This is a genomic window from Sporocytophaga sp., from assembly GCF_017745095.1.
GTDB lineage: Bacteria > Bacteroidota > Bacteroidia > Cytophagales > Cytophagaceae > Sporocytophaga.
In genome coordinates, this window is record NZ_JAGHZZ010000008.1 from 85,096 (window position 1) to 96,703 (window position 11,608).

The window sequence follows — 11,608 nt, forward strand, 5'->3', positions numbered from 1 at the left end:
CTATTAACTCACAATTTATACATAGTTGTTAAGCATCACTGGCATCACAAGCATAAGCACATCTTCGTTCTTATCCTTTTTAGCCGGATTCAGGATACCTGCTCTATTTGGTGCAGAAAGATTAATATCAATAGCTTCGCAATCAAGGTTGTTCAGCATCTCGATAAGGAACTTCGCATTAAATCCGATTTCCATATCATCTCCTTCATATTCGCAAGACAGTCTTTCATTTGCCTCGTTACTGAAATCGAGATCTTCTGCAGAAATTTGAAGCTCACTACCTGCAATCTTAAGACGTACCTGATGTGTAGTCTTATTTGCATAAATAGAGATACGTTTTAAAGAGTTAAGCAAATCCTGTCTGTTGATTGTCAACTTATTTGGGTTATTAGCAGGAATTGCATTTTCATAATCAGGGAAACGCTCGTCAATTAGACGGCAAATCATCTTGATATTCGCAAAGCTGAAGAAAGCATTAGATGCATTGAACTCCATCTTAACAAGAGTATTGTCAGTTGGAAGAGATGCTTTAAGAAGGTTAAGGGCTTTCTTTGGTATTAATAGAGTATTTTGACTTTCAGAAGCAATGTCTGATCTTCTGTATCTGATTAGTCTATGTCCGTCTGTAGCAACAAATGTTGTATTCGCATCTGAAATATTGATGAAAACACCAGTCATTTGAGGCTTTAGCTCGTCATTGCTGGCTGCGAAAATAGTGCTTGCAATAGCTCTGGTTAAAATATCAGATGGTACATCTACTGCATATCCGTTTTTAACGGCCGGTACTCTTGGAAAATCAGTGGCATTTTCACCTGACAACTTATATCTTCCATTATCAGAGCTGATCTCAATGCTATAAGTTTCTTCGTCAATTGTGAAAGTTACTGGCTGCTCCGGAAGATTCTTAAGCGTATCAAGAAGTATTTTGGCAGGTACCGCAATATTTCCTTTTTCTTTAGATTCCACTACAATTTCTGTAATCATGGAAGTCTGAAGATCTGAAGCATACACTGTAAGTTTGCCCACAGAAACCTCAAACAGGAAATTTTCCAAAATCGGCACTACCGGATTAGTAGTGATAACCCCATTGATCGCAGTCAATTGTTTAAGAAGGGCAGTTGAAGAAACAACAAATTTCATATAGCTCTTTTATCCTATTCTAGTAAAATATGAAGGGGATAAAGTTAATTATAAAAAACCAAATTCTAAAAAAACCCTCTTACTTATTTGAAGGAGCAAAGAAAGATTTTTTTACAAGCAGATAGTTTGTCAGCTCAGGATTCAACGTTACCAACTCTCCTGTATTTCTGATAATGGCATAAATCTTACCTTGTTTCCATGGGTCAAGATAAATATCAACAGTTTTACTTAGGTTATCCACAATATCATCCACTTGTATTGTTGAAAACGGCTTGCCATTATGAAGCTGATTTACAATAGTATCTTTACCATCCACTATGTACTTATCCACATTTGTTACACCATACAACATCAAATACCTGTGGATTTTAGAGCTATCCTGTGCTGGAAGATTTTCGACTTCGAACTTATTTCCTTTAGAAACTATTGTAAAATTTTCTGAAGGAGCTGCGGGAAAACTTACTGATACTTTTTGAAGACTTCTTGGACTGCTGTTAAATAAAACCCTGGATCTCCAGTCCTGTTCTTGCAGACTTGCCAACTCAGAAAGATCTCCCTTTACTCCAGGCACAAACACAATTACCGGATCAGAAGAGCCTTCTGCAAGGAAGTAAGTACTGTTCACATCATTTTCATTGGACAATACATAAAACACATCTCTATTGTCTGAAGATTCTACCGAAACCTTCACACCGTCTTGCTTAAGGTTTTTAACTACTCCCTCCTTTTTATTATCTGCTACAGGCCTCTTTACTTCAATTTTATTCAATCCGAAAAATAATAAGCTTATCAATTTTTCTCTTGCCTCATATTTGTTATTTACCAACCACTTACCATTCGGTTCCTTTTTCAATTTTGTAGTCTTGTTATTTGCCTGCAGTGTAACGGATGTAATAGCCGTAGTATCAGCTATCCCAACAGATTGCTTCTCTTTATTAAAAGAATCCGAACCTCTTTCTCCCAGCAATGTATACAAGGCTGTCAATCCGGTTATTACAAATAAAAAGATATATGGACTTAACTTCTTCAACTCCCTCATTTTATCTAAAGCTTGTATATTTTCTCTTTCTCAAATAATATCTGCTGATTCCAAAAACGACAAGAAGCACAATAGGCGCCACAAGATTTACAATCTGCCAGTAAGTCTTTTCTTCAGCGAGTTTATTTTTATCAAGTGGCCTAAGCTGTATCTCTTTGCCTTTTGCAGCAACAATAGGCTCATCCATAAGATAGTCTACTGCGTTCATTATAAACTCCTTATTCGAAAACAAATATTTCAAATCAGGATCATATCCCAATGGTATAGGCTGATTCCTCGTTTTCTCAATTTCGTTTCTGATAAAATCCGCATCAGACACTACTATGATTTTACTAGAGCTATCCTGTTTAACTACCTGCACTCCAGCTATAGGCGAAGGTCTGTTTTTATAAACTGATTCAAAGTTACCTTCTAAAAGGTATGCGACTGGTAACATTCCTGCATTAAAGTCTTTCGGATCAAGATTTTTTCTTGCCTCATTTAAATCAACAGGAAGTGGCGCTTTAATAAGCCTTGAATTTTTCGAAGTAAAAATCAATGGAGTTTTTGTTATTCCATGTGCTTTTACAGTGTCCATAGAGCTCACATATCTGCCTATAACAGCATCTAGGTTTTTAACAACAGGATGTTTACCGAAATTATAAAAGATAGGAAAATATGGCCAGGATACCATTTCTGATTGTCCTCCCGGAACTTCAACTTTCAGCAATGCACAATTAAGATCTTGTATCAGATCATCATTAATCCTTACTCCATATTTGAATAACAAATCTTCCAGGCCTAGATTGTAAGAAAAACCATAAGTAACTCCAGACACGAGACTATCTCTATTCAGATTTAGTTGATCTATAAAGAATAATATTCTTCCTCCCTTTACTACATATTGATCAAGTATAAATTTTTCCTTTTCAGAAAAAGGTTTGGTTGGTCCTGCAATTACCAAAGCTTTGTAATTACTCAATTTTGTTGAATCTGTAATAGCAGTTCTTTCTACATTATAATATTCACTTAAGGCAGTAGAAATATCACCTGTCTCCCCTGCTGAAAGCTCACCATGACCTTCAGTGAAAGCCACTGATTTGGTAACTTCATTGTTAAGCTTTCTGATAGCTGCCATCAACTCATACTCCACTCCTTCCACAGACTGATTCAGTTGCTGATCCATGGGCAATATCTTGCTTCCTTTCAGAAACATTACCGGAGTTTCTTTATCTCCCATTGAAATAAGAGCAGAAGGAAATACTATCTTTTCTTCTCTTGCACCGCCCTGCTGCACCAGGTCATACTTATATTGTATACCTTTCTGAATCAACTGAGAATAGAACTGCTCACGTAATCTTTTATCTTCAATGGCATTCGGATCTGTAAACCTGTATACAATCTTGTCACCTGAATAAGCTTTGAACTCTTCAAGCGTTTCTTTTATTGACCTTTTAAGTCTAGAATAATCAGGGTTCAAGTCTCCATCTAGAAAGACATCAACAAATACCTGTTCATTAAGATTCTTAAGTTTTTCTTTTGTGGATGGACTAATAGTGTACCTCTTATCCTGAGTAAGATCCAGCCTGAAGAAATGCTCTGAAAAAATTATATTTATAAATACGACAGTTCCTATAAGCAACAGGAACCGTATAATATCAAACTTCTTTAAATTCATAACCTGCTTACCATTTTCTGCTGCCTAAAACCAATCTCGTTGAAAGAAGCATAATAAAAATTATACTTAGAAAATACAGAACATTTCTGGAATCTATCAATCCTCTGCTTAATGCTTCATAGTGATAGCTTAATCCAAGCTTTACAAGGATATTAGCTTGTGCTCCCCAGAAGTTCACCGATGCAGCCCTGGCCATTCCATCATAGAGAGTATAGCAAAGTAATACCGCAATTATAAAGGCTACAATCTGATTTCTAGTGATAGCCGACGCAAATATCCCTATTGAAGTAAACACTGCACCTAGCAAAAATAGCCCTATATAAGAAGTAAAAACAGCTGCTGAATCAATATTGCCAACCGGATTTCCAAGATTATAAACTGAGTAATAATATATTAATGTTGGTATTAAGCTAAACAATACCAAAGCCAGACTTGACAAATACTTACCCAAGATAATCTCCCAATCTTTTACAGGTCTGGTCAACAATAACTCCATGGTTCCTTCTCTTTTTTCTTCAGCAAAAGTTCTCATGGTAATTGCAGGGATTAGTAACAGAAAGGCAATAGGCCCATATGCAAAAAGGCTTTCCAAATCTGCAAAGCCAAATTCAAAGACACTGCTTTCCGGAAAAACCCAGAGAAACAATCCTATTAATGTAAGAAACACACTGATGACAAGGTAGGCTATCAGTGAGTTAAAAAAACTGTTTATTTCTTTTCTAAAGATACTTAACACAAAACCTGTAGGTTAAAATTTAAATTATATGGAATCATTTTTCTTCCCAGTAAGGTCTCTGAAGATATTTTCAAGAGAATGTTCCTCTTGATTTAAGCCAATCAGAGTCCAATTCCTTTCAGATGCAAGTTTAAAAATAGCTCCTCTTACATCATTTTCACCGGAGGAGAGCAATTCATATTTCCCTCCAGCTGTTTGTTTCACCTCATTCACACCGGATAAAGACTTTAAATATTCGACTTCTATTTCACCTGAAAATTCAACGATAATCTTCTTACCAGAAGCCTGAAGTCCTTTCAATTCACTAACACGGTTATCGGCAACAATTTTCCCTCTATTGATGATCACCACTCTATCACATAGAGCCTGCACCTCTTGCATAATGTGTGTAGAAAACAAAACCGTTTTTTCTTTACCTATATTCTTAATAAGATTTCTGATTTCAAGAATCTGGTTAGGATCCAGACCGGTGGTAGGCTCATCCAGTATAAGCACCTGTGGCTCGTGAATCATAGCTTGAGCAAGTCCAACTCTTTGGCGATAGCCCTTTGATAAAGCTCCAAGTTTCTTATTCTGTTCTAAAGTAAGCCCCGTCATTTCTACCATCTCCTGTACCCTTCCTTTAAGCTTACTTCCTTTTAAAGAATGAAGCGAACCTATGAATTCAAGATATTCGTGTACATACATGTCCAGGTAAAGAGGATTGTGCTCCGGCAGATACCCCACATTTTTTCGCACCTCCAAAGGAGATTCCACAACGTCATATCCTGCCACCGTCACAACTCCTGAGGTCGGAGGTATATAACAAGTGGCAATTTTCATTGTAGTAGATTTACCTGCTCCGTTCGGCCCAAGAAATCCAAGTATTTCTCCTTTACCGGCCTCGAAACTGATATGGTCTACAGCTTTCTGCTCGCCGTAAATTTTAGTTAACTCCTGTACCTTTAAACTCACTATGACTGTATGTTATCTTTTTGCAAATTTATTGAATTCAAGCTTAAAGCGGAAAGCACAAAGCTTAAAGTTTGGATTTCTTTTAAGAACGAATACATAATAGATTTAAGTTTTAAGATGACAACTTTTTTCAATCAAAATATGACACCGAAATTTATAGAGGCCTCAAACTTTTGACTTTCAACTTTTCACTTTATGCTTTAAGTCTTTCGTTCTCCCGCTCCTTAAATGGACTTCCTGCCTTTTGGCATTAATGGTCTGAATTCCAGTTCAACAGGATGGAAATTTTCTGATGTTTCCAAAGAATAAAGAACAGCTTCGGCAATATCCTCAGGCCTCATCATATTCGGATGCACATTAATGGAATCTATTGTATCGAAGAAATTGGTATGAATAGAGCCTGGAACAATACAAGTTACTTTCACACCGTAATCCCTTAGTTCTTTATACATAGCTTGTGAGATACCTCTGACGGCAAATTTAGTCCCGCAATACCCGGCAAACTTTTCTATTCCTTCTTTACCCGCGATGGATGCAATATTCACGATGTGCCCTTCTCCCATTTCTTTCATTTTTTGAACTACCATTTGAGAACAGAAAAAGACTCCATGCACATTGGTATCAAACATTTCTTTCCATTCTTCAACAGGCATTTCTTCAATCAGACCAGCGTATCCCAATCCTGCATTATTAATCAGAACACTTATATTTTCTCCAAAATCTTTTATAGTTGCATTGTATGATCCATTTACAGAATCTATGTTTCCAACGTCGGTAGCATAAAATTTGAAATGATCATGTTTAAAATCCGGAGCTGTTCTACTCCATCCGGCAACCTTCATTCCTTCCTCTAACAAAACCTTTACTACCTCAAGACCAACACCTTTGCTCGCTCCCGTTACAATAGCAACTTTATCTTTTAAATTCATATTAAACTTTTTTTGCTTAGAAATTCTTCAATGATATTCCTGAAATGATTACAACCGAATTTAACAACTGAAATATGACGATCTTTCTTTCACCTTCTGAAAACCGCTCCCAGAGATTATCATTATATATGATAGTGGCAGAAACAAAAGCAAGTCCGAAACAAAGTATCAGGAGCAAATTCTGAACTTCCATAAAAAAAATTAAAGCCACAGGAAATAATAAGAATAAGCCCATAAGGAAGACCATCATCTCAAAGTTCTTGAATTTCAGGCTATCTTTAATTGCCTTGAAAATAAACATACCTGACAAAATCAAATAGGTAATCAAACCAATATATAAAAGGATTTTTGCAGTTTCGATTTGAAGAAGTGCCAATGCAAATCCAGCCTGGAAAACGGCCATACCAAACATGAGTGCCTTGATCTTTAAATCATTGATAATAAATATATAATACCCCAGCAACAAAATTTCAGCAAGCAATGGAGCCCAGGTAATATACTCAAACCTTTTGCTTTCATTCAAAATGATTGATAGCACAAAGGTCATGGCAACCAAAACAACTATTGCTTTTTCAGGTTTATCAGATGCTACAGCTTTCATTTTATTTAGATTATTCTTCTAAAGTAATATGAATTTATGATAATTTTGGATTATTAATTTTGCGAAAATAGAATGCATTTATTGAAATTTCACTTTTTGCTCATCATTTTTTCCCTCCATTATTTCGTTGCGTCTGCTCAAGATAAAGCACCTGCTTCAAAATATGCGCTTTCATTAAATTATCATTATGGATTTCTCATGCAGCATGGTGATGATATCGGCCATCTGGCCAATCAAAGACCATTAAAACTTGAACTGGATTTCAAAATTCAAACAGATGGAAGCAAGGGCTGGCAGGTAACCAATAATTATCCTGTGGTAGGATATTCATTAAACTACCTGCATTTCGATCCGAAAAAGCCTGTAGGTGATGCTTTGGGTTTAATAATATATTATGGGAAAGCATTTTTCAGATCACCCAAAAGTGAGCTCAGATGGAGGATAGGTATAGGTCCGGGAATCGTATTCCGGAAGTTTGACATCATAACAAATAATAAAAACAATATCACGGGAAGTACCTTTAATTATTGCCTTAATGGAGCCATAAACTTCAGTACAACACTCTCTAAAAGATTAATCTTCAATGCTGGAATTGGCTTGTTTCATTTAAGTAATGGGTCAATGAAGATCCCTAACCTTGGAATGAATATACCTGCAGTTTATGCAGGGCTAGGCTTCACTTCTAAAAAGAAAGTAACATTTGATGCTCCTGAGTCAGAACGAAAAAGAAGATTTAATTCTTTAAATCTTTCAATTGGTGGAGGATTTAAAGAGATAAAACCTATCGGAGGATCAAGGTATTTTGCAGGAGTATTTTCTGCTTATTATGATCTTGGTATCAATTCACGCACATGTCTCAACCTTGGCTATGATTTCATCTATGACTATTCTGCAAAAGCTGAAATTAAGAGAGGTACCTTTGATGAGAAACTGGTTAATGGAAATTATATGAGGCATGGGGTTGCATTGGGATTTCATTATTTTATAAGTCAGGTATCCTTCGTTGGTCAGTGTGGTTATTATGTTTTTGACCCATTAAAAAGATATAAACCTTTTTATCAACGTTATACTGTCAAATATAATTTCACTGAAGCTATCAGCGCCGGAGTAGCACTCAAAGCTCACTTTGGCCAGGCAGAGATAGTTGAATGGACAGTTGGTTATACATTAAAATGAAAAAACCAGGCTTACTATATATTGCAATCATTTCAGCTATTCTATTGTCATGCAATAAAGAAGATAGCTGGGACTGTGTAAAGAGCACAGGCAAAATTGTGCAGGAAAGAAGGATTGTCAAAGGGGTATACTACATCTTTGTTGAAGATAATATAGACCTCATTTTTAAGAACAATCTTGGAGATACGTTAGTAGTTGAAGCAGGTGACAATTTGCTAAAAAAAATAACCAGCGACAACGACGGAATCAATCTTAGAATAAGAAATACCAATACCTGTAACTGGGTTAGAAGCTACAAGAAGGATATAAAGGTCTATATTGATGCAGTTAAATATAAAGATATTTTTGTTATGGGATATGGCACTGTGAGTAATGAAGGTGTTATACAGAAAGACAAATTGTTTTTACACAATTACTCCAATGCCGATGTAAACCTCAATGTTGACCTAGAGTTCCTGTGGATAGATATGGATAAGCTTGCGAACATAACTATTAATGGAAAGCTACATCGACTTCATGCTATCAATCTTGGATCGGGTCAACTAAAAGTGAATACTCCTGGTTGTAAATATGTCTCAATGTCAAACAAGGGACCGGGGATGAGTTATGTATACTCAGATAGCGCTTTTTACTCGACAATTGAAGGTACAGGGAATGTTTACTATAGTGGCAATCCCCAAATAGTTACAATTTACAAACAAGGAGCCGGGGAGTTCATCAAACAATAAAATCACTTACCGAATAGCTCTTCCAACTTGTTCGCCAGATCCTGTCCTCGCAAGTTCTTCGCAATGATAATACCTTCTTTATCTATCAAATAAGTTAACGGAATTGCTTGTACTTCATAAACAGGGTTCACCGAAGAGCCCCAACCTTTAAGATCCGAAACTTGTTCCCATACAAGACCATCTTTCATAATTGCATTCTTCCATTTCTCTTTGTCTTCATCCAAAGAAACACCAAGTATAGTAAAGCCTTTGTCCTTATATTTTTTATAAAGCTCAACGACATGTGGGTTTTCCATACGACAAGGACCACACCAGGAGGCCCAGAAATCTATCATTACATACTTACCTTTAAAATCAGAAAGCTTGATAATTTTTCCATTTGGGTTAGGTAGTGCGATTTCCGGAGCTTTTTTACCAACGCCAACTTTACTTAGTTTTTCCTTTTCTTCCTCTTGCTTTTTCATAGCAAGAGCCTTTTGCACTTCTGAAGAGAGGAGCTTTGTGTATTTTGAATTTGGATAAGCCTTATTCATTTCATCAGCTACCTTTTTTAAGAAGGGAAGTTCTGATTGAAAATCAAGATAGTTAACCATGGAAAACACAGATAGCGAAGGTAGAACTGAATCTATAGATGTTATTGTTAATTTACGGACCTTTTCTTGAAGGCCTTTCAATTCAGCCATAATAGCAGGAATAGAGTCTTCCTGCTTCTTCATCTGAAATAACATTCCCTTTTGCTGTAACTTGTTCTGTGACTTTTGAAGCTCACTCATCTGATTAAAAAAAGTCAGATATTCCGCTGTTGCTTTCGATCCTTCTACAGATGCATTTCCTGGCAAATCTGTCAAATCGGAATTAAACTTTATAACTGGAGCGTCAATAATAAGTAGAACGTTTTGAGTATCCGCCTGCAACAGAGCATAATCAGGCTCAGCAAGAGCACCCTCAAATTTATAAGATCCATCAGATCCGATTTCTGTCGAATCTAAATGGATCCAGCTTTGATTTTCAAGTTTATCAAGGTATAATTTCTTACCACCGCCATTTTTAATTGTTCCTGATAGTTCAAAAGAAAAACCACCTTCTTTTTTTTCAGATTCCTTCTTCTCTGAACACCCAAAAACAACCGCTATGATTATCAGAAAACGTAATACCTTCATAAGATTAATTAAGATTATCCAGTGTCTTTTTCAATAATTCACTTGTAATTTTAGGATCAGCTTTACCTTTGGTAAGTTTCATAACCTCTCCCATAAACATGGCTAAAAGGTTTGTTTTACCTGCTTTATATTCTGCTACTTTATTTGGATATTTTGCAATAGCTTCATCAATCAAAGGTTGTAAAGCTCCAGTATCGCTCTCCTGAATCAAATTCATTTTTTCAGCTATTTGCTGAGCTGACCCTCCCTTTTGATTAATCATTTCTGGGAAAATCTTTTGACTAGCAACTGCAAAACTTACTTTTCCTGATTCTACCATTGCAATTAACTCAGAAACTTTTTGAGTTGATAATGGGAAATCATTTATATGAAGAGTTAATTCATTCAAATAACCTTTCACCGGCCCCATTATCCAGTTAGAAGCTGCTTTATAGTTTTTAGTATGCTTACATAGGTCTTCAAAATACAATGCTATTTCTTTAGCATCTGTTAATACCTGAGCATCATATTCAGGAAGGCCAAATTCAGTTGTAAACTTCTTGTACAAATAATTTGGTAAGCTAGGCATAGTTGCCTTGATATCCGCTAACCATTTATCTGATATATTCAAAGGCTGAAGATCTGGTTCTGGGAAATATCTGTAGTCGTTCAGTTCCTCTTTTGTTCTCATTCCATAAGTGCTGCCAGTAGTAGCATCAAACATTCTTGTCTCAGAGAAAATTGCTTCGCCTTTTTCTATTAGCTCGATCTGACGCTCGATTTCGTGATCTATGGCTCTCTGTACGTTTCTAATGGAGTTCATATTTTTAATCTCCACTTTCTTTCCATATTGAGTTGCTCCTTTCAGCATCACAGAAACGTTGGCATCACACCTCATTGAGCCTTCTTCCATGTTACCGTCACAAACTTCAAGATACCTAACAAGTTTCCTGATTTCTGTTACTACCTGAAATGCTTCTTCCGAGCTACGGATATCCGGCTCTGTAACGATCTCAATCAAAGGAACCCCAGCTCTGTTATAATCAACAAGCGTATCTGTTTCTCCTGCAAGGTGAAGGTTTTTACCAGCATCATCTTCCATGTGGATTCTATTAAGACGAATTACTTTCTCTCCGTCCTTCATACGAATCACAACCTCCCCACCTTTACAGATAGGTGCCTTATCCTGAGTAGTCTGATACCCCTTCGGAAGATCTGGATAAAAATAATTTTTTCTATCAAAGAAATTTACTCTGTTGATTTCACAGCCACTAGCCAAACCCATTTTGATTGCATATTCCACAACCTTTTTATTTAGCAATGGTAATGTTCCTGGGTGTCCCAGAGTGATCACGCTCACGTTTGTATTTGGCATACTTCCGAACTCTGTAGAGTCCGAAGCGAAAATTTTACTCTGAGTACTTAACTGTGCGTGTATTTCAAGACCGATTACCGGTTGATATTTTTCTATGATTGATTTATCCATTTTAAAGCACTACTGAATTTTAC

General features: G+C 36.3%; 11 protein-coding genes. 2 read left to right on the forward strand and 9 right to left on the reverse strand.

Annotation, left to right across the window (positions count from 1 at the left end; all coding sequences use genetic code 11):
- Nucleotides 1–15 precede the first annotated feature (15 nt).
- The 7 genes from dnaN to J7604_RS13575 all read right to left on the reverse strand — a co-directional run bounded on the left by dnaN (nucleotide 16) and on the right by J7604_RS13575 (nucleotide 7,056).
- Nucleotides 16–1,140 carry a DNA polymerase III subunit beta gene (dnaN, locus tag J7604_RS13545; protein WP_028979481.1) on the reverse strand — a complete coding sequence of 375 codons (1,125 nt, stop codon included), beginning with the start codon at nucleotides 1,138–1,140 and terminating at the stop codon, nucleotides 16–18.
- Nucleotides 1,141–1,219: 79 nt separating this feature from the next.
- Nucleotides 1,220–2,179, reverse strand: coding sequence for a DUF4340 domain-containing protein (locus J7604_RS13550; protein WP_293896869.1), 960 nt, complete (start codon nucleotides 2,177–2,179; stop codon nucleotides 1,220–1,222).
- A 1-nt stretch (nucleotide 2,180) separates the two neighbouring features.
- Nucleotides 2,181–3,836, reverse strand: a complete 1,656-nt coding sequence (gldG, locus tag J7604_RS13555; protein ID WP_293896870.1) for a gliding motility-associated ABC transporter substrate-binding protein GldG — start codon at nucleotides 3,834–3,836, stop codon at nucleotides 2,181–2,183.
- Nucleotides 3,837–3,843: 7 nt separating this feature from the next.
- Entirely contained in the window at nucleotides 3,844–4,572 is a 729-nt protein-coding gene (gldF, locus tag J7604_RS13560; RefSeq protein ID WP_293896871.1) for a gliding motility-associated ABC transporter permease subunit GldF, read from the reverse strand.
- 24 nt (nucleotides 4,573–4,596) lie between these two features.
- The gene (gene gldA, locus J7604_RS13565; RefSeq protein WP_293896872.1) at nucleotides 4,597–5,526 is read right to left on the reverse strand and encodes a gliding motility-associated ABC transporter ATP-binding subunit GldA; all 930 of its coding nucleotides are present in this window, start codon (nucleotides 5,524–5,526) and stop codon (nucleotides 4,597–4,599) included.
- 224 nt (nucleotides 5,527–5,750) lie between these two features.
- Nucleotides 5,751–6,455 carry an SDR family oxidoreductase gene (locus J7604_RS13570; protein ID WP_293896873.1) on the reverse strand — a complete coding sequence of 235 codons (705 nt, stop codon included), beginning with the start codon at nucleotides 6,453–6,455 and terminating at the stop codon, nucleotides 5,751–5,753.
- 16 nt (nucleotides 6,456–6,471) lie between these two features.
- Nucleotides 6,472–7,056, reverse strand: a complete 585-nt coding sequence (locus J7604_RS13575; RefSeq protein WP_293896874.1) for a hypothetical protein — start codon at nucleotides 7,054–7,056, stop codon at nucleotides 6,472–6,474.
- A 72-nt stretch (nucleotides 7,057–7,128) separates the two neighbouring features.
- On the opposite strand from J7604_RS13575, the gene J7604_RS13580 reads away from it, so the two are divergent.
- Nucleotides 7,129–8,232, forward strand: coding sequence for an acyloxyacyl hydrolase (locus tag J7604_RS13580; RefSeq protein WP_293896875.1), 1,104 nt, complete (start codon nucleotides 7,129–7,131; stop codon nucleotides 8,230–8,232).
- Nucleotides 8,229–8,960: a DUF2807 domain-containing protein gene (locus tag J7604_RS13585; protein ID WP_293896876.1), complete on the forward strand. Its 732-nt coding sequence runs from the start codon at nucleotides 8,229–8,231 to the stop codon at nucleotides 8,958–8,960. The genes J7604_RS13580 and J7604_RS13585 overlap by 4 nt, the downstream gene beginning before the upstream one ends.
- Nucleotides 8,961–8,962: 2 nt before the next feature.
- Here the strand turns inward: J7604_RS13585 and J7604_RS13590 are convergent, their stop codons facing one another.
- On the reverse strand, nucleotides 8,963–10,120 hold the full coding sequence (locus J7604_RS13590) for a TlpA disulfide reductase family protein (RefSeq protein ID WP_293896877.1): 1,158 nt from the start codon (nucleotides 10,118–10,120) through the stop codon (nucleotides 8,963–8,965).
- A gap of 4 nt (nucleotides 10,121–10,124) precedes the next feature.
- On the reverse strand, nucleotides 10,125–11,585 hold the full coding sequence (gene gatB / locus J7604_RS13595) for an Asp-tRNA(Asn)/Glu-tRNA(Gln) amidotransferase subunit GatB (RefSeq protein WP_293896878.1): 1,461 nt from the start codon (nucleotides 11,583–11,585) through the stop codon (nucleotides 10,125–10,127).
- Between the last annotated feature and the right edge of the window lie 23 nt (nucleotides 11,586–11,608).

What these genes read in the sequence shown, in the direction of transcription:
- J7604_RS13585 (WP_293896876.1), top strand. Translation starts at nt 8,229, where the DNA reads ATGAAAAAACCAGGCTTACTATATATTGCAATCATTTCAGCTATTCTA.
- J7604_RS13575 (WP_293896874.1), bottom strand. Translation starts at nt 7,056, where the DNA reads ATGAAAGCTGTAGCATCTGATAAACCTGAAAAAGCAATAGTTGTTTTG.
- dnaN (WP_028979481.1), bottom strand. Translation starts at nt 1,140, where the DNA reads ATGAAATTTGTTGTTTCTTCAACTGCCCTTCTTAAACAATTGACTGCG.
- J7604_RS13570 (WP_293896873.1), bottom strand. Translation starts at nt 6,455, where the DNA reads ATGAATTTAAAAGATAAAGTTGCTATTGTAACGGGAGCGAGCAAAGGT.
- J7604_RS13580 (WP_293896875.1), top strand. Translation starts at nt 7,129, where the DNA reads ATGCATTTATTGAAATTTCACTTTTTGCTCATCATTTTTTCCCTCCAT.
- J7604_RS13590 (WP_293896877.1), bottom strand. Translation starts at nt 10,120, where the DNA reads ATGAAGGTATTACGTTTTCTGATAATCATAGCGGTTGTTTTTGGGTGT.
- J7604_RS13550 (WP_293896869.1), bottom strand. Translation starts at nt 2,179, where the DNA reads ATGAGGGAGTTGAAGAAGTTAAGTCCATATATCTTTTTATTTGTAATA.
- gatB (WP_293896878.1), bottom strand. Translation starts at nt 11,585, where the DNA reads ATGGATAAATCAATCATAGAAAAATATCAACCGGTAATCGGTCTTGAA.
- gldG (WP_293896870.1), bottom strand. Translation starts at nt 3,836, where the DNA reads ATGAATTTAAAGAAGTTTGATATTATACGGTTCCTGTTGCTTATAGGA.